This is a genomic window from Micromonospora sp. 050-3, from assembly GCF_046549335.1.
Classification (GTDB): Bacteria; Actinomycetota; Actinomycetes; order Mycobacteriales; family Micromonosporaceae; genus Micromonospora; species Micromonospora trifolii.
On record NZ_JAJPVX010000003.1, the window covers coordinates 385295 to 403142 of the forward strand.

Annotated in this window: 12 protein-coding genes and 2 pseudogenes; 5 read left to right on the plus strand and 9 right to left on the minus strand. The window is 72.1% G+C overall.

The annotated features are described in order from the left end of the window. Positions 1 to 53: 53 nt before the first annotated feature. Together cysC and ACLJOK_RS29830 are read right to left on the minus strand one after the other, a co-directional pair. The gene (cysC, locus tag ACLJOK_RS29825) at positions 54 to 1583 is read right to left on the minus strand and encodes an adenylyl-sulfate kinase (RefSeq protein WP_410821852.1); all 1530 of its coding nucleotides are present in this window, start codon (positions 1581 to 1583) and stop codon (positions 54 to 56) included. Positions 1584 to 1671: 88 nt separating this feature from the next. Continuing rightward, complete coding sequence (locus ACLJOK_RS29830) at positions 1672 to 3186, minus strand: glycosyltransferase family 2 protein (RefSeq protein WP_410821853.1); 1515 nt, start codon at positions 3184 to 3186, stop codon at positions 1672 to 1674. 239 nt (positions 3187 to 3425) lie between these two features. On the opposite strand from ACLJOK_RS29830, the gene ACLJOK_RS29835 reads away from it, so the two are divergent. From ACLJOK_RS29835 to ACLJOK_RS29855, 5 genes are all read left to right on the plus strand, one after another. Continuing rightward, complete coding sequence (locus ACLJOK_RS29835; protein WP_238681676.1) at positions 3426 to 4340, plus strand: ABC transporter ATP-binding protein; 915 nt, start codon at positions 3426 to 3428, stop codon at positions 4338 to 4340. Next, the gene (locus ACLJOK_RS29840; RefSeq protein ID WP_410821854.1) at positions 4333 to 5238 is read left to right on the plus strand and encodes an ABC transporter permease; all 906 of its coding nucleotides are present in this window, start codon (positions 4333 to 4335) and stop codon (positions 5236 to 5238) included. The genes ACLJOK_RS29835 and ACLJOK_RS29840 overlap by 8 nt, the downstream gene beginning before the upstream one ends. Further along, on the plus strand, positions 5238 to 6149 hold the full coding sequence (locus ACLJOK_RS29845; protein ID WP_410821855.1) for an ABC transporter ATP-binding protein: 912 nt from the start codon (positions 5238 to 5240) through the stop codon (positions 6147 to 6149). Before ACLJOK_RS29840 ends, ACLJOK_RS29845 begins: the two co-directional genes overlap by 1 nt. 1 nt (position 6150) lies before the next feature. Next, positions 6151 to 6861, plus strand: a complete 711-nt coding sequence (locus ACLJOK_RS29850) for an ABC transporter permease subunit (protein WP_210785834.1) — start codon at positions 6151 to 6153, stop codon at positions 6859 to 6861. A gap of 93 nt (positions 6862 to 6954) precedes the next feature. Continuing rightward, a complete protein-coding gene (locus ACLJOK_RS29855) occupies positions 6955 to 7599 on the plus strand; it encodes a hypothetical protein (protein ID WP_091406529.1) in 645 nt (214 codons plus the stop codon). 44 nt (positions 7600 to 7643) lie between these two features. Here ACLJOK_RS29855 and valS read toward each other — a convergent pair whose 3' ends face one another. The 7 genes and pseudogenes from valS to ACLJOK_RS29890 form a co-directional block, all read right to left on the minus strand. Then, positions 7644 to 10208, minus strand: a complete 2565-nt coding sequence (valS, locus tag ACLJOK_RS29860) for a valine--tRNA ligase (RefSeq protein ID WP_410821856.1) — start codon at positions 10206 to 10208, stop codon at positions 7644 to 7646. A 160-nt stretch (positions 10209 to 10368) separates the two neighbouring features. After that, positions 10369 to 11931, minus strand: a complete 1563-nt coding sequence (locus tag ACLJOK_RS29865; protein ID WP_410821857.1) for a trypsin-like serine protease — start codon at positions 11929 to 11931, stop codon at positions 10369 to 10371. 123 nt (positions 11932 to 12054) lie between these two features. After that, complete coding sequence (locus ACLJOK_RS29870; RefSeq protein ID WP_410821858.1) at positions 12055 to 13935, minus strand: ABC transporter ATP-binding protein; 1881 nt, start codon at positions 13933 to 13935, stop codon at positions 12055 to 12057. After that, a complete protein-coding gene (locus tag ACLJOK_RS29875) occupies positions 13932 to 15788 on the minus strand; it encodes an ABC transporter ATP-binding protein (protein ID WP_410821859.1) in 1857 nt (618 codons plus the stop codon). Before ACLJOK_RS29875 ends, ACLJOK_RS29870 begins: the two co-directional genes overlap by 4 nt. 38 nt (positions 15789 to 15826) lie before the next feature. Continuing rightward, a complete protein-coding gene (locus ACLJOK_RS29880; protein WP_410821860.1) occupies positions 15827 to 16336 on the minus strand; it encodes a methylated-DNA--[protein]-cysteine S-methyltransferase in 510 nt (169 codons plus the stop codon). Next, positions 16333 to 16710, minus strand: a pseudogene (locus tag ACLJOK_RS29885) (DNA-3-methyladenine glycosylase family protein); the annotation flags it as partial. The pseudogene ACLJOK_RS29885 and the gene ACLJOK_RS29880, both read right to left, overlap by 4 nt. 81 nt (positions 16711 to 16791) lie before the next feature. Further along, positions 16792 to 17814, minus strand: a pseudogene (locus ACLJOK_RS29890) (bifunctional transcriptional activator/DNA repair enzyme AdaA); the annotation flags it as partial. Positions 17815 to 17848: the final 34 nt, after the last annotated feature.

Below are 17848 nucleotides of genomic sequence, written 5' to 3' on the forward strand. Positions count from 1 at the left end.
ATGAACACTAGCGCGTGCCGCTCAGCGGTGGAAGGAACGGGTACGGCAACGCCTCAGGCGGTGGCGATCTTCAGCTCCACCCAGCCGGTCTCGGTCAGATGGTGCAGCACCGCCTGCACCGCGTCCGCCACGCTCATTGCGGTGGTGTCGAGCACCAGATCGGCGTCGGTCGGCTCCTCGTACGGGTCGTCGATGCCGGTCATCCCGGTGAGCAGGCCGGCCCGCGCTCGCGCGTACAGACCCTTGCGGTCCCGCCGCTCGCACACCTCGAGCGGGGTGGCAACGTGCACCAGCACGAAACCCGCCCCGGCGGCGAGAGCCATCTCCCGGGCGGTGGCCCGGGCCGCCGCGTACGGGGCGATCGGGCAGCAGATGCCCACCCCATGGTGCCGGGCTATCTCGGCGGCCACCCAGCCGATCCGCCGGACGTTGAGATCCCGGTCGGCCTTGCTGAAGCCCAGCCCGGCGGAGAGTTCCCGGCGCACCACGTCCCCGTCGAGCAGGGTCACCGTACGGTCGCCACTCTCCCGCAACGCGTCCGCCAGCCCTCGGGCGATAGTCGACTTGCCGGAGCCGGAGAGGCCGGTCAGGAAGACCACCAGCCCGCGCTGCCGACGCGGCGGCCGGGCCCGGGCCAACTCCCGTGCCACGGCGGGCGGGGTGTGCCACTCCGGAAGCGGGAAGCCCCGGTCGAGCAGGTCGTCGATCTCCGGCTGGGTCAGCGCGAGCCGGCGGTTGCGCGGTGGGATGTCCTCCCGCCAACGCCACTGCCCGTCCCGGTTGTCGTAGGCGAGTTCGCGTGGCACCAGCACCCGCAGCCCGGCGCCGCTGAGCATCTCCCCTGTGGAGAGCAGGTGGGTGACGCCGTACGCGGCCGAGACCCGGGCGCGCAGCAACGCGTCGCTGATCTCCTCGCGTCGGTGCGACAGCGGCACCGCGACAAGGGTGGCGGGTGGCATCCGGTCCCGCGCGGCGAAGATCGAACGGACCAGCGCCTCCGGCGGGAGCCCGTCGACGCCGCCCTCGCCGACCGGGATCATCACGAGCAGATGAGCGGCCAGGGTGCGGGCGGCGTGGGCGATCTGGGCGAGCTGTGGACGATGCAGGGGCCGATCGGCGATCACCCCGAGCACCCGGCCCGGGGGCAGCAGCGCGCGGACCTCGTCCGGGTTGCGCCGCAGGCGCTGGAACGGACCGTGCACACCGTCGCCCAGCCGCCGAACCTGGCCGCCCACCCCGGCCACGCCCTCGCGCACCGGCCAGACGTCGGCCACGTCCAGGGCGGCCGCCGGGGCGCCCTCCCCGTCGGTCAGCACGAGCGCCCGGCGGGCCGGGTCGCGCGGATCGAAGCTCTGCGCCAGCGTGGCCGGCACCTGGAGGACGACAGCTACCTGCCACGGTGTGCCGTCGGCCAGCCGGGCGCGCCGGCTGACCGAGACCAGGTCGGCGCGGGTCATGAAGCCGGTCAGAGGGGCGTACGCGCCGGTCAGCAGCAGCTCCAGATCCGCGAGCTCACCGGGACGTGGCGTGTACGCCGGTGCGTCCCGTAGGACCTCGTCGGGCAGCACCCAGCCGTTGCTCATCCACACCCCCCACTCGCTGACCGGCACACAGTTTCGCAGCCGACCGCCCATCGGTCGAGGGCGCCACTCCAGGACCCCGGCGGGCGGATCAGCGCTTGATCCGACGGCCTATCGCCGACCGCACCCGGTTCCACACCTTCCGCTCGTCGCGGATCCGGGGTCGCGAGCCGTCGGCGCGGCAGATGAACACCAGCGGCAGTCGCGCGTCCTCGGTCCAGCCCACGTTGGTGATCCGGGCCTTGAGCAGCCAACTGCCCCTGGTGCGGCCGCCGTTGAGGGCGGCGAAGTCGATCGTCGCGGTGGCCCGGTGCACCAGGTGGACGGTGTCCGCCCCGGTCGTACCGGTGATCCGCTCGGTCTCGAAGGTGTTCGGAAGAAAGATCTCGGCACCGGTCTCCCGGTGGCGGGCCACCAGGTCCAGGCGGGCCTTGCGCACCTGCGCGGTGGCGTCGAGCACCTCGGGGGCGATCTCCTCCATCGGGAGCACCAGCACGTCGCGGCCGTCGTCGGCGCGGAAGCCGACCGGCTGGTCCGCAGCGCGCAGCTCGGCGGCGACGGTCACCGTGACGGCGTGCTCGGCACGCTGGAGTTCGTCGATCGTGCCGTGTGCGGCGATGCCCGCCTCCCAGCTGGCAAGCCTGCGCAGGTCCGCGACGCGGCCCTGCTCCGCCAGGTACGCCACGGCTCGGAGCAGGGGCGGCAGACCGCCCGCGACACCGGGGGCGAAGCGGTCCTGGATGACCTTCTGGATCTCCAGCGCGACCTGCTCCAGCCATGCCTCGGGGGCGTTCAGCAGCCGCTTGCCGCGCAGCCGGCTGAGCATCTCGTTGCGTAGCCAGCGCCGGTGCAGCCGATCCCGCAGCGGACCCGGCTCGGTGTTGGCGTCCACGACGTCCAGCGCCTCCCGCACGCTGGCGTAGTAGCTCGACGGGTCCAGTTGGCCCGCGGTGACGTTGCGCGCGTCGGCCCGCTGGACGTGGTGGTAGCAGGTGTAGTCGGACAGCACCGAGGTGCGCCGGGACAGGAAGTAGGCCCGGACGACCAGCGAGTGGTCCTCCAGCCGACGCTTGCCGCCCTCCGGGAACCGCAGACCGTGCTCGTTGAGGAACGACCGCCGGAACAGCTTGTGGCAGGTCAGGCTGTCGATCAGGGGGGCATTGCCCAGGGTGGCGTCGAAGCGGTTCTTGCGGAACAGCTCCCGCGGCACGGGGCGCCCGTACCCGGCCATCTTCCCCACCACGATGTCGGCGTCGTTCGCCTTCGCGCAGGCGTGGAGCCGCTCCAGCGCCTCGTCGGCGAACCAGTCGTCGTCGTCGGCGAAGAAGACGTACTCGCCGCGGGCGTGGTCGATGCCGAGGTTGCGCGGACGTGAAGGCCAGCCGGAGTTCTCGATGTGCAACACCCTGATGTGCGGGTGCTCGGCGGCCAGCCGGTCCAGCCGCTCCGCGGTGTCGTCGGTCGAGCCGTCATCGACGAAGATCGCTTCGAATTCGTCGGCGGGCAGTGACTGGCGCAGCAGCGAGGCGGCGAGCTTCTCGATGTGCGGGCCGCAGTTGTACGCCGGCACCACGACGCTCACCTTGGGGACGCCCACCTCGGCCATCAGGATCCCTCCCGCGTCGTCGGTCGATCACCGGGCGGGTCGATGCCTGGTGAACGGGAGGTGAATGGTGTCACCCTGGATGTGTCTTTCCCAAGGCGGGGTCGGGCCGAACGCGGGACCGGCGGAAACGTCGCGAGGGCCTCGGCGGGGGACCTTAGGGGTCCGGCGGGGAAAGGATCAGGGGAGTGCCGGGGGCGTGCCGGTGTCCCTGCTGGGCATCGACTCCCTACGCTGGGCGCGTGACACTGATCGCGACCCAGTCGCTCACCAAGACGTACGGAGGTCGGGTCACCGCGCTGGCCGACCTCACCGTCGCCGTCGAGCCCGGGATCATCGGCCTGGTGGGCGCGAACGGCGCCGGCAAATCCACGTTGATCAAGATTCTGCTCGGCCTGATCGCACCAACCAGCGGTCAGGTCTCGGTGCTCGGCATCGACCCGACCGCAGACCCGGCGGCTGTCCGCAGCCGGGTCGGCTACATGCCGGAGCACGACTGCCTCCCACCGGACCTGTCCGCCGCCGAGCTGGTCACCCACCTTGGCCGGATGAGCGGCCTGCCCCGCACCGCGGCCCGCGAGCGGGCCTCGGAGGCGCTGCGGCACGTGGGGCTCTATGAGGAGCGCTACCGCCCGGTCGGGGGCTACTCGACCGGCATGAAGCAGCGCGTCAAGCTGGCCCAGGCGCTGGTGCACGACCCCGACCTGCTGTTGCTGGACGAGCCGACAAACGGCCTGGACCCGGCTGGCCGCGACGCCATGCTGGCCCTGGTACACCGGATCGGCACCGAGTTCGGCATCTCCGTGCTGGTCTGCTCGCACCTGCTCGGCGAGGTCGAGCGGATCTGCGACACGCTGATCGCCATCGACGGCGGCCGGTTGCTGCGCGCCGACAACATCTCCGCGATGACCACGGCCACCGACGTGCTCGCCGTGGAGGTCAGCGAGGGCACCGAGGAACTCGCCGCCCGACTCGCCGAATTGAAACTGCCGGTCGCCCGGGACGGGCGACTGCTCCTCGTGCCGCTCGCCGACGACGGCACCTACGACCTGATCCTCGGTGCGGTCGCCGAACTGGACCTGCCACTGCACCGACTGGACCAGCGCCGGCACCGGGTGGCCGAACTCTTCGCCACGAGGGAGCTCACTCATGCCTGAGCCGACCGCAGCCGCCGCGCGCCCCGCGCCGACCGGCGTCATCCACGACATCGGCTACCAACGCTACGAGGGTCCGAGGCTGGGCCGCCGACAGGTCTTCGGCGCGCTCTACCTGCACGGTCTGCGCACCGCGTTCGGGTTCGGGCGCAGCGCCAAGGCCAAGATCTTCCCGTGGCTGGTGGTCGGCATCGTCTCCCTGGTCGCGGTGGCCCTGGCCGCGGTACGCAGCCAGATCGGCGAGCCGGTCGCCACGTACGCCCAGTTCGCCGACGCGATGAGCTGGCTTGTCATCTTCTTCGTCGCGGTCGTCGCTCCGGAGCTGGTCTCCCGGGACCTGCGCAGCGGTGTGCTGCCGCTGTACTTCTCCCGGCCGCTGCCGCGCGCCGACTACGCGTTGGCCAAGCTGCTGGCGCTGGTCACCGCGCTCTGGCTGCTGCTCGGCGGACCGCAGTTGCTGATGTTCCTGGGTGCCGCCTTCACCACCAAGCAGGGCATGCGCGGGGTGTGGAACGAGCTGCTCGACCTGTTGCCCGGGCTGCTCTACGCAGGGCTGTGGGCGGTGGTCTTCGCCTCGGTCGGGCTGCTGGTCGCCTCGCTGACCGGCAAGCGGGCCTTCGCCGCCGGTGGGGTGGTGGCGGTCTTCCTGATGACCACCCCGATCGTCGGGGTGCTGAGCATCCTGCCGTCGCGCGCCGCCAACGAGTTGGCCGGGCTCGCCTCGCCCTCCACGCTGGTGCAGGGGGTGGGCATCTGGTCGCTGGGTGACCTGCTGGTCGAGGGCGATCCGGGCGAGATGATGATCGGCGGGTTCGGCCCGGTCTACGCCCTGGCCGCGGTGCTGTTGGTCGCCGGCGCGACCGCCCTCCTGCTGGCTCGCTACCGGAAGGTCGCCTCCTGATGAGCACGCTGAGCCTGACCGGGGTGTCCCGGTGGTACGGCAACGTGGTCGCGGTCAACGACATCAGCATGGCCCTGGGGCCGGGCGTGACGGGGCTGCTCGGCCCGAACGGCGCCGGCAAGACCACGCTGCTGCACATGATGGCCGGGTTCCTCTCCCCGTCGCGCGGCACGGTCACCCTCGACGACGATCCGACCTGGCGTAACCCCGACGTCTACCGGCGGCTGGGGCTGGTCAGTGAACGGGAGGCGGTGCAGGGTTTCCTCACCGCGTACGAGTTCGTGCTGGCCAGCGCGAAGCTGCACCGGCTGCCCGATCCGGCGGCCGCAGCGCGACGGGCGATCGATCTGGTGGAGCTGGAGTCGGCGCAGGACCGCCGGATCGGCACGTACTCCAAGGGCATGCGCCAGCGCGCCCGGGTGGCCGCCGCGTTGGTGCACGACCCGCAGGTGCTGTTGCTCGACGAGCCGTTCAACGGGATGGACCCGCGCCAGCGGCTGCACATGATGCAGCTGCTGCACACCCTGGGTGACGCCGGTCGGACGATCCTGTTCAGCTCGCACATTCTGGAGGAGGTCGAGCAGGTCTCCGGGACGGTGCAGGTGATGGTGGCCGGGCGGTTGGCGGCCTCCGGCGACTTCCGGACCATCCGCCGGTTGATGACCAACCGCCCACACGTGTTCGCGGTGCGCTCCACGGACGACCGGGCCCTGGCGGTCGCGCTGATCGCCGAGCCGTCGGTCAGTGGGGTCGAGTTGGACCCGACCGGCCTGACCGTGCGGGCCGGTGACTACGGCGCCTTCACCCGGGCGCTACCCCGGATCGCACTGAACAAAGGCATCCGGGTGCGCCAGTTGGTGCCGTCCGACGAGTCCCTGGAGAGCGTCTTCTCCTACCTGGTGGAGGCCTGACATGTCGACAGTTACCTGGATCACCGCGCGTGGGTTGTTCGGCCGACGTCGGTTCCTGCTGCTGCTACCGCTGCCGTTGGTGCTGCTCGGGCTGGCCGTGCTCTGCCGGTCGCTGGGGGTGGACCCGGGCGAGTGGGGGCCGCCGGTGCTGGTCGGCCTCGGGCTGGCCGTGGTGCTGCCGGTGGTTGCGCTGATCATCGGCACGGGCGTGCTGGGCGCCGAGATCGACGACGGCACCGTGGTGCACATCCTGACCAAGCCGCTGCCGCGCTGGCAGATCGTGCTGCCGAAGCTCGCGGTGGCCGCCGGGGTCACAGCGGTCACCGTCGCGGTGCCGCTCTACGTCGCGGGCGTGCTCGCCGACTCGGTACGCCTCGGACTGGCGCTCGCGGTCGCGGCGGCGCTCGGCGCGCTGGCGTACTCGGCGTTGTTCCTCGCGCTCAGCCTGGTCACCAGGCGGCCGGTGCTGCTCGGGCTGGTCTACGTGCTGATCTGGGAGGGGCTGCTGGGCAACTTCGTCAGCGGCACCAAGGTGCTCTCCATCCAGCAGTACGTGATCGCCCTCGCCGACCGGATCGCCCCCACCGGTCTGCTGGAGACCAGCGTGTCGGTGCCGGTGGCGTCGGTGATGACCGCGCTGGTCAGCGTCGGCTTCACGGTGCTCGCCATCGACCGCCTGCGCTCGTTCAGCGTGGCCGGCGAGACGAGCTGACAACGATGCGAGACGCTGTTCCGGCCAGCCCCCGCGTGGCGGTAGGGCTGGCCGGATGGACCGGCCGGGCCACATCGGGCCAGGCTGGTGGGCGTGAGCGTCGAAGCGGAGCGGACGTCGTTGGCTGAGCCATACTCCCGGAGCAGCCGGCCGTGGCTGACCAGCCTGGCCGTCGCCGGGCTGGCCTGTGCCACTGTCGCCACGGCGGCTCAGGGCAGCGGCCAGTTCCACTGGTGGGCGGTGTTCATCCTGATTCCGGCCGCGCTGATCGCGGCCAGCGGCGGGCCGCTGCTGGCTCGCGGCGGCGGCCGGGCCTTCGCCGGGTACATGCTCGCCTGCGTCGGCACGATGGTCTTCGCGGTCGGCGCGCTACTGATGTTCGGCGTGATGGGGCGCGGTTGGCCGCTCATGGTGGTGCTGCCCTGCCTGGCGGTGGCCGGCACCTACGGCTGGCGCGCGGCCCACCCGCTGGCCCGCGGCCTGCACCGGGCGGTGGCCCTGCTCGCGCTGACCGGAGCGCTGCTCGGCCTGACCCTGCAACTGATCCGGGTGGATCTGATCCACCTGGAGACCGGTTGGTGGGGCGCGTTCCTGATGCTGGCCGGGGCCATCGTGCTGGGCAACGCGGGCGAACTGACCCGGCACCGGATGCCGTACCGCCTCCAGGCGATCACCCTGCTGGTCGGGCCCGCCGTGATCGCGTTCCTGCTCGGGCTGCGCTTCCTGCGCGGCTGGTGACCCGCCGGTCCGCCGCCGCCCGAGCGGGCGGCGGCGGACCCCGGTCAGAAGGCGCAGGCGATGACCAGCTCCGGGGTACGGTCCGGGAGCAGATCGAGCTTGGCGATCCGGCCGGCCGCCCGTAGGTCGTCGGCGACCAGAGTGAGCTGCTCCAGCAGCGCCGCCGGGCCGAGCGCCTCCGCCAACGGCACCTCTGCCTTCATCGACAGCTTCCGCTCCGACTTGGCCCGTCGCACCTGGCTCAACGCGTCACCGGCGAGCCGCAGCAGCGCCGGCTCACCCGACCCCTCGATCGTCCGGGCCACCTCGTAGGTGGTGGGCCATGGCGCCAGGTGCACCGAGCCGTACCGCCACCACGACCAGACCTCCTCCGTCACATACGGCAGCACCGGGGCGAACAACCGCAGCTGCACCGACAGCGCCGACGCCAGCGCCGCCCGTGCGGAGTCGGCCGCCGCGCCGGTGCCGTAGGCCCGCTCCTTGACCAGCTCGATGTAGTCGTCGCAGAACCGCCAGAAGAACGCCTCGGTGACCTGCAAGGCCGCCGTGTGGTCGTACGAGTCGAAGGCGGTGCTCGCGGCGGTGACCACGGTGGCCAGCTCGGCGAGCATGGCCCGGTCCAGTGGTGTGGTCGCCGGGGCGCGCAACGCGTCCGCCGCGCCCAGCCCGAGCGCGAACTTGGACGCGTTGAGCAGCTTGGTGGCCAGTCGCCGGCCGACCTTGATCTGCGCCGGGTCGAAGGCCAGGTCCATGCCGGGCTTGCCACTGGCCGCCCAGTAGCGCACCGCGTCCGAGCCGTGCTGCTCCAACAGTGCCAGCGGGGTGACCACGTTCCCCTTGGACTTGGCCATCTTCTTGTGGTCGGGGTCGAGGATCCAGCCCGAGAGCACGGTGTCCCGCCAGGGCAGCACCCCGTGCTCGAAGTGCGAACGGATCACGCTGTCGAAGAGCCAGGTTCGGATGATCTCCTGCCCCTGCGGGCGGAGATCCATCGGGAAGACCCGGGCGAACAGGTCCGGGTCGGTCTCCCAGCCACCGACGATCTGCGGGGTCAATGAGGACGTGGCCCAGGTGTCCAGCACGTCCGGATCGCCGATAAAGCCGCCCGGCTGGCCTCGGTGCGACTCGTCGTAACCAGGGGCCGGATCGCTGGATGGATCGACCGGCAGCGCTGACTCGTCCGGCGTGAGAGGGTGGGACCAGTCCGGCTCGCCAGTGTCGTCGAGCCGGTACCACACCGGCACCGGCACCCCGAAGAAGCGTTGACGGCTGACCAGCCAGTCCCCGTTCAGGCCGCCCACCCAGTTGTCGTAGCGGTGCTTCATGTGCGCCGGCACCCAGTGCAGCTGCTCGCCCCGGGCCAGCAGGGTCGCGCGCAGCGCCTCGTCCCGGCCGCCGTTGCGCAGATACCACTGTCGAGTCGAGACGATCTCCAGTGGCCGGTCGCCGCGTTCGTAGAACTTGACCGGGTGGGTGATCGGGCGCGGCTCGCCGATCAGGTCACCGGCGTCGGCCAACATCCCGACGATCTCCCGGCGGGCGCCGTTGACGGTCTGCCCGGCCAGCGCCGCGTACGGCTGCGCCGGCACCCCGTGCGGCGGCTCGGGAAGCAGCCGACCGTCCCGGCCGATCACCACCCGCGTGTCCAGCCCCAGCTCACGCCACCAGGTCACGTCGGTCAGGTCACCGAACGTGCAGACCATCGCGACGCCGGTGCCCTTGCCGGGATCGGCGAGCGGATGGGCGTACACCGGCACCTCGACGTCGAAGAGCGGGCTGCGCGCCGTGGCGCCCACCAGGTCGGCGTACCGCTCGTCGTCGGGGTGGCAGACCAGCGCCACACAGGCCGGCAACAGCTCGGGCCGGGTGGTGTCGATGAGCACCTCACGCCCGTCGGCCGCCGTGAACCGCAGTCGGTGGTAGGCACCGGGGCGCTCCCGGTCCTCCAACTCCGCCTGGGCGACAGCGGTGGCGAAGCCGACGTCCCAGAGGGTCGGCGCCTCCGACTGGTACGCCTCGCCACGGCGCAGGTTGCGCACGAATGCCCGTTGGCTGGTGGTCCGGGCGATCCGGCCGATCGTCGTGTACGTCAGGGACCAGTCCACCGAGAGTCCGAGCCGCCGCCACAGCGCCTCGAAGGCCTGCTCGTCGGTGACCGTCAGCCGTTCGCACAGCTCGATGAAGTTGCGCCGGGAGATCGGGGTGGGGTCGCGGCGGGCCGCGTCGTCGACCGGAGCCGCCGGTGGTCGCCACACCGGGTCGTACGGCAGCGCCGGATCGCAGCGCACCCCGTACACGTTCTGCGCCCGACGCTCGGTGGGCAGGCCGTTGTCGTCCCAGCCCATCGGGTAGAAGACGGCCTTGCCGCGCATCCGCTGGTACCGCGCCGTGGTGTCGGTGTGCGTGTACGAGAAGACATGCCCCATGTGCAACTCGCCCGATACGGTCGGCGGCGGGGTGTCGATCGAGAACACGTCGCTCCGCTTTTTCGAGCGGTCGAACGCGTACGTGCCTTCCTCCTGCCAGCGACGTGCCCAGCTCTCCTCGAGCCCGTCCAGGGTCGGACGCTCGGGAACGCCGGCGCGGGCCGTCCTCGCCGTATCGGTCATCCTGCGATCGTAGGCAGGGGCCAACGGCCGGACCACGGGTTAACCGGCGCGCCACGAGAATTCGTGCCGAAGGGCTCTCGGCCGGCGCGGCGGCAACCACCGACGAGGTGTTCGGGTTGACAGCTGGGGGCCGACCGGCTGGTGCCGGCCGGCCCACTCGTCAGCGAGCGACCGGGCCGGCCACCGGGCCGGACGTGGCCAGCCGGATCCGCAGCCTTTCGCCACTGCGGGCGTTGGCCCGCTCCAGGATCGTGGAGATCGGGGCGTAGGAGTTCTGCTCGTTCGGGTTGGTGCAGGCGCCCTGCCCCGGGTCGCCGTTCGAGAGGATGCCCAGCGCCTTGCCGTCGGCCTCGGTGAACAGCGGCCCGCCGCTGTCTCCCGGCCGGGCGCAGATCCGCACGTCGATGCCGCCGCTGCTCTTGCCGGTGATCTCCCCGCACCGGGTGCCGGGCACATAGCCGGCGCCGGCGCCGGAGTCGACGTACTTCTCACCGGCCTTCGGGGTGTACGCCGACCCGGTCGCGCAGACGACCCAACCGCTCTGGATGGAACTCCACGGCACGTAACCGGTGATCCGCACGTCCCGGCTGCCGCTGGTGGCGCATCGCGGGTTGTCCGCGACGCACCAGTAGTTGACCAGGCTGGGCGTGCTTGTGGTCCCCCGCGGGTACGTCCACTGGCGCAGAGCCGCAGGCTGGTACGGCATGATCGCGTAGTCGTACGGGTAGGCGTTCTCGGCCAGGTCCGGGTTCGGCGCCTCCACCGTCACGGGCACCTTCGGGCCGAGGAACTGATGCCAGGTCCGGTCGACCTGCTGGTGCCGTCCGCCGACGACGCAGTGCCCCGCGGTCAGCACGTACGCCTCGCGCACTCCGACGATGAGGTTGAAGCCGGTGGTGCAGCCGCCGACTGTGCCGTCGTCGCGGGGCACGTCCAGGCGGATGCCGCCGCGCATTGGCGCCTGCGGGCAGTAGCGCGGGTCGCACGCCTTCTGCACGTTCGTCGCGGGGGTCCGGGCCTGGGTCCGGGTCGGCACGCCAGCGGCGCGGCGCGCCTCGGCCAGCCGCGGGTGGTCCGCCGTGATCTTGTCGCCGGTGAGCACCACGATCTCGTTGGCCTGCTGATCCACCACGACATCCGAGCCGGTTGACGCGTCGAGCGCGACGGCGATGGCGGCTGCGGCCCCGGTGAGCTGACTCACCGTGTGCCGCACGGCGACCACCCGGACGTTCACCGGGTCCGTTACCCCGGCCACGGCCGCCTGCACCGCCGCGACGTCGGTAGCTCCGACGGTCAGCACGCCGCCGGCCTTCTGGTCGAGCCACATGCCGCCGTACGAGCGCGGGACCTGCTCGGTCAGCCGCGCGGCGAGGGGCGCGGAGAGTTCCTGAAGGGCGAGCCGTCGGGCCGCCTCGGTGGTCGAGATCCGGTAGCGGTCGCGCAGGTACGCGACCGATTCGGGCGCAGCCTGAGCGACCGCCTGGGCCGGTCGGACGCGCACCGGCCCGGAGGCGGCATCCGGCTCCGTCTTCTGCTCCTTCTGCGGCCCGCTCGCGACGCCACCGGAGGCGGTTGCGCCCGGTGCCGTGCTCGCTCCGCCGGCTGTCGCGCTGCCCAGCCCTTCCTCAGCCGCTGCCGCCGTCGTCGACGGGCGCTCGGCTCCGTCTCCTGTGGTCACCGCGACGGCGGCTCCGATCAGACCGATGGCGGTCAGCCCAGCCACGATCACGCGTCCCCGTGTGCGCACCCCGTACCCTCCCCGTGTGTTCGGTGGTGCCGACCGGAACGATCCGGTCGTTGTTGTCGGCCTCACCAGGCGGGTGCGGCCGACGAGCCGTGATTGTAGCTAGACCAGTGATTCCCGCCACTGCCGATGCAGGGCGGCGTACCGGCCGTCGGCCTCGGCCAGCACGGCGGGTGGACCGTCCTCGACGACAGTTCCGCCGTCGAGGACGAGCACGCGGTCGGCGGTCTCCACTGTGGAGAGCCGGTGGGCGATCACCAGTGCGGTGCGGTCGCGCAGGATGGTGCCGAGTGCCCTCTGCACCAGACGTTCCGTCGGCACATCCAGCGACGACGTCGCCTCGTCCAGGATGAGCACTGTCGGGTCGGCCAGGAACGCGCGGGCGAACGCGACAAGTTGCCGCTGCCCGGCGGAGAGCCGGCCGCCGCGCCGGTGCACCTGAGTGGCGTACCCCTCGGGTAGTGCGGCGATGAAGTCGTGTGCGCCGATCGCCCGCGCGGCGGCCTGGACGGCGGCGTCGTCGGCCCCGGGGCGGCCGAACCGGATGTTCTCCGCGACGGTCCCGCTGAACAGGTGGTTCTCCTGCGTCACCAGCACCACGGCGCGGCGCAGGTCGGCGTCGCGTACGTCGCGCAGGTCGACCCCGTCCAACCGGACGGTGCCGGTGTCGGGGTCGTGGAACCGGGCGACCAACTTGGCGATCGTCGACTTGCCCGCCCCGGTGGGGCCGATCAGCGCCACGGTCTGCCCGGCCGGCACTGTCAGCTCCAGCCCGCAGAGAATCGGGGTGTCGGCCCGGTAGCCGAAGCCGACCGCCCTAAAGATCAACTCACCACGGCCGGGGCCGGTCGGCAGCGGTGCGGGCCGGGCCGGTTCGGCGACGGCCGGTCGTTCGTCGAGCACCCCGGCCAACTTCTCCAGCGCGGCGGTGGCCGACTGCAACGAGTTGTAGAACTGGCTCAGCTCCTGCATGGGCTCGAAGAAGCGGCGCAGGTAGAGCAGGAACGCGGCCAGCACACCGATCTCGGTCTGCCCGCCGAGCACCCGCCAGCCGCCGTAGCAGAGCACCACCGCCACTGTGACGTTGCCGATCAGCTTGATCGCGGGCGAGTACGTGGCGATGAGCCGGAACGCGTGCAGGCTGCTCCGCCGGTAGTCGTCGCCGAGCGCCACGAAGATCCGTTGGTTGCGAGGCTCCCGGCGGAACGCCTGCACCGCCCGGATGCCCCGCATCGACTCGACGAAATGCACGATGACCAGCGCGACAGCGTCCCGGGTCCGTCGGTACGCGGTGGCCGACGACCGGGCGAACCAGCGGGAGAGCCAGAACAGGAACGGGAAGGCGATCAGCGTCACTGCCGCCAGCGGCAGGTCCAGCCAGAGCAGGATGGCGGCCACCGACAGGATCGAGAGCCCGGCCAGCACCAGACTGTCGATCCCACCGTCGACCAGCTCGGCGATCGAGTCCAGGTCGCTGGTGAGCCGGGAGACCATCCGGCCGGACGTGTACCGCTCGTGGAAGCCCACCGACAGCCGCAGGAAGTGCCCGAACACCCGCTGCCGCAGGTCGAGCAGGACGGCCTGGCCGATCCGGGCGGAGAGGGTGAGGAAGCCGCGGCGGGCCGCGTACTCGGTCACCGCGGCCACCGCGAACGCCCCGGCGACGGTGACCAGCGGGCCGGCGTCGCCGGCACGCAACGGCGGGATGGCCCGGTCGATGCCGATCATGACCAGGTACGGGCCGGCCATCGCGGCGGCGTTCTGGGCCAGCAGCAGGGTGACCGCCGCGGCGAGACGCCTCCGATGCGGGCGGAGCAGGCCGCCCAGCAGGGTGCGGCTGAGCCGGCGCAGCCGGGCCACCGCCTCGGGGCTGGTGTCCTCGGCTCGACTGCGGTCGGCCTCCGGGTCGGTGGCGGTCCCGCGCCAGCGGGTGACCTCGGGCTCCTCCTCGGGAGGTGGGTCGGGCTGCTCCGGCACGCTCACGAGCGCACCAGCCCCCACCCGTCCGAAGGGGACGAGCTCGGCCCGCTGGCCCCGTCCGACGGTGGATGCCCGACGGGCGGCTCGGCGGCGAGCAGCGCCCGGTACGCCGGAACGGTGGCCAGCAGGTCGGAGTGCCGGCCGGTCGCGGTGATCCGCCCGTCCTCCAGCAGGGCGACCCGGTCGGCCAGCGCGATCGTCGACGGCCGGTGCACCACCAGCAGCGCTGTGCTGTCGCGCAGGACCCGCCGTAGCGCCGCCTCGACCAGGGCCTCGGTGTGCACGTCGAGAGCGGAGAGCGGGTCGTCCAGCACCAGCACCGCCGGTCGGCCGAGCACTGCCCGCGCCAACGCGAGCCGTTGCCGTTGCCCGCCGGAGAGGGACAACCCCTGCTCGCCCACCCGGGTCGCCAACCCCCAGGGCAGGTCGTACGCGAAGTCGGCCTGGGCCAGCGCGAGGGCCTCGCGGATCTCGTCGTCACCGGCGTCCGGGCGACCCAGTGTGAGGTTCTCCCGCACCGACATGGAGAAGAGCGTGGGCTCCTCGAACGCCACCCCGACCAGCCGGCGCAGCGAGGCCAGCCGCAGCTCGCGCAGGTCGTGCCCGTCCAGGGTGATCCGGCCGGTGGTCACCTCGTGCAGCCGGGGCACCAGGGAGAGCAGCGTGCTCTTGCCGGAGCCGGTGGCGCCGACCAGGGCCAGCGTCTCACCCGGCTCGATGGTCAGGTCGATCTCGCGCAGCACCCCGGTGGTGGCACCCGGGTAGCTGAACGCGACCCGCTCGAAGCGCAGCCGACCGCGCACCGCGTCGCGCGGCAACGCGACAGCGCCGGGAGAATCCACGATCTCCGGCGGAGTGTCCAGCACCTCCTGGATCCGGTCGGCGGCGGTGGCCGCCTCCTGACCGTTGGCGATGATCCAACCCAGCGACTGCACCGGCCAGATGAGCATCAGTTGGAGACTGACGAACGCGACCAGCTCGCCGATGGTGAGCGCGCCCTGCGCGGCGGCGGCCGCCCCGGCCGCCAGCACCACGCCCAGTGTCACGTTGGGCACCAGGTCGAGCAGCGCCGACGTGTTCGCCAGCAGCCGCCCCTTGCCGATGCCAGTGTCGTGCAGCCGCCGGGCCGCACCGGCGAAGCGAGCGGCCAGTTCGGGCCCCCGCCCGTACGCCTTCATGGTGCGCAGGCCCTGCGCGGTCTCCTCGACCAGCGTCGCCACGTCGCCCTGCTGATCCTGCATCCGGCGGGACGCGGCGTGGTAGTGCCGGCCGAAGCGGCGACTGATCAGCAGCAGCGGCACCGCGCTGGCCGCGACCAGCACTCCGAGCGCCGGGTGCAGGTTGATCAGCAGCATCACCACGACCAGGTACGTGGTCAGGTTGAGCACCAGGAAGAACACGCCGAAGGAGAGGAACCGGCGGATCACCGACAGGTCGCTGGTGATCCGGGAGAGCAACTGGCCGGACTGCCAGCGGTCGTGGAAGCTCGTCGGCAGCCGTTGCAGGTGGGCGTAGACGTCGGCGCGCAGCGCCGCCTCCATGCCCACCGCCGAGGACGACTGCACCCACCGGCGGATGAAGATGAGCACCGCCTCGACGACGCCGAGCAGCAGCGCCAGGCCGCCGAGCTGGAGCAGCCCGGCCGGTTCGTGTCGGGCCACCGGCCCGTCCACGACCCGCTGCACGACAAGTGGTACGGCGATCCCGGCCGCGGTGCCGGCGAGGCCCGCGACGAGCAGCCAGGCGAACTCGGCAGCGTACGGGCGCAGGTAGGGGCGCAGCCGCCAGAGGTTGTGCACGGGGTGGGTGCCCGCGGCGGCCCGGGCGGCCGGTTCGCCGTCGCTCTCCACAGGCACTACCAGACGGTAGCGTCTAACAGGTGTCGATGCCTCTGTCAGTTTGCTGTCAAGCGTCGCTCATGACCGAGAAGCCACTTCTTTACGTCCAGCCCCCAGCGGTAGCCACCGAGCGTGCCGTCGGTGCGAAGAACCCGGTGGCAGGGCACGAAGAGGGCTGCCGCGTTCCGGGCGCAGGCGGCCGCTGCGGCACGGATCGCCGGTGGTCGACCGGCCAGCGCGGCGTACCCGGTGTAGGTGACCGGGGTGCCCGGCGGCACCTCGCGCAGCACCTGCCAGGCGTGCGCCATGAACTCTCCACCGGTGCGTTGACGGACCGGCACCACGTCGATGGCGGCGAGGTCACCGTCCAGGTAGGAGTGGACCGCCGCGCTGACCGGGCCGAGGTCGGCCCGCGCCCGCAGCGGTGCCCGCAGGGTCGGGTGGACCAGTGGCAGCAGCGCCGCCGGGTCCGGGGTGAAGCCGGCCGCCAGTACGTCACCGTCGGGACCGGCGAGGATGCTCAGTGGGCCGGCCGGTGTGCTCAGTACGGTGCTGTCGATCTTCATGCCGCTCTCCAGAGTCTGATCGTGGCGTAGGACCGCCAGGGACGCCAACGCTCGGCGTACCTGTCGAGGGTCGGTGGGGTGTCGGGTAGGCCGAGCGTGGCGGCGCCGCGCCGGACCGCGAGGTCGGAGCTGAGGAGGACGTCGGGGTCGCCGAAGGCGCGCATGGCCAGGTAGTTGGCGGTCCACGGGCCGATGCCGGGCAGTGCGAGCAGCCGCCGAACGGCCTCCTCCCGATCCACCCCCGCGGCAAGGTCGACAGAACCGTCCACAACGGCCCGAGCCAACCCCCGCAAAGCCTCCCGCCGCCCTGCAGGCATCCCAAACCCCGAGTCCCTCAGCGACAAGAGGTCCTCCGCGCTCAAGAACCCCCGCAGCTCACCGCGTTGATCATGAGGTTGACCTGGGGTTTGATCGTCATTCGCCTCGACAGCCTCATGATCAACGCGGTGGGCGGTCAGGAGGCGGGTGAGGGTTGTTCTCGCGGAGGTGACCGAGACCTGTTGGCCGATGATGGCGCGGACCGCCTGCTCGAAGCCGTCGACGGCGCGGGGAACGCGGATGCCTGGTTCGGCGGCGACCACCGGGGCCAGCGCCGGGTCGGCGGCCAGTGTCGCGTCGATGGCCGCCGGGTCCGCGTCCAGGTCGAGCAACCGGCGGCAGCGGGCCACCGCCGGTGCCAGGTCGCGCAGGTCGGCGAGCCGCAACGTCGCCGCCACGTGCCCGTCCGCCGGGGTCAGCGCCACCTGGCCGGTGCCGTGCGGCAACCGCAGACCCCGGTGGTACGTCCCGTCGCGGACCTCCTCCACGCCGGGCAACGCCCGCACCGCCAGGAAGTCCAGCAGCGCCCGGGTGTGCAGCGGCGGGCGGTACGCCAGCCGGAGCGCGATCGTCCCCGCCCCGGCCGGCGCCTGCTGGCGGCCACGGGCCGTGCGCAGGTCCGACGGGGCGCTCGCGTACACCTCGCGAAGCGTGTCGTTGAACTGCCGCACGCTGCCGAAGCCGGCGGCGAACGCGATCTCGGCCATCGCCAGCTCGGTCGTCTCGATCAGGATCCGGGCGGTCTGGGCGCGTTGGGCCCGGGCCAGCGCGAGCGGTCCGGCGCCCATCTCGGCGCTCAGCATCCGGTGCAGGTGCCGCTCGGTGTAGCCCAACCGGGAGGCCAACCCCGGTACGCCGTCCCGATCGACAACCCCGTCGGCGATCAACCGCATCGCCCGACCGACCACGTCCGCCCGGACGTCCCAGAGCGGTGAGCCGGGCGCGGCGTCCGGGCGGCAGCGGCGGCAGGCACGCAACCCGGCACCCTGCGCCGCAGCGGCGGACGGGAAGAACCGGACGTTCTGCCGCTTCGGCGTGATCGCCGGGCAGGACGGCCGGCAGTAGATCCCGGTGGACGTCACACCGGTGTAGAACCAGCCGTCGAACCGCTGGTCACGGCTGTCCACGGCCCGGTAACACCGCTCGAAGTCCATCTCCATGTCACCGATGATGCCCCGCTCGACAGGTGATCGG

Bases quoted from the DNA above. Each gene is read 5' to 3' on its own strand.
- ACLJOK_RS29840 (WP_410821854.1), top strand. From the start codon at position 4,333: ATGCCTGAGCCGACCGCAGCCGCCGCGCGCCCCGCGCCGACCGGCGTC.
- ACLJOK_RS29830 (WP_410821853.1), bottom strand. From the start codon at position 3,186: ATGGCCGAGGTGGGCGTCCCCAAGGTGAGCGTCGTGGTGCCGGCGTAC.
- cysC (WP_410821852.1), bottom strand. From the start codon at position 1,583: ATGAGCAACGGCTGGGTGCTGCCCGACGAGGTCCTACGGGACGCACCG.
- valS (WP_410821856.1), bottom strand. From the start codon at position 10,208: ATGACCGATACGGCGAGGACGGCCCGCGCCGGCGTTCCCGAGCGTCCG.
- ACLJOK_RS29880 (WP_410821860.1), bottom strand. From the start codon at position 16,336: ATGAAGATCGACAGCACCGTACTGAGCACACCGGCCGGCCCACTGAGC.
- ACLJOK_RS29845 (WP_410821855.1), top strand. From the start codon at position 5,238: ATGAGCACGCTGAGCCTGACCGGGGTGTCCCGGTGGTACGGCAACGTG.
- ACLJOK_RS29850 (WP_210785834.1), top strand. From the start codon at position 6,151: ATGTCGACAGTTACCTGGATCACCGCGCGTGGGTTGTTCGGCCGACGT.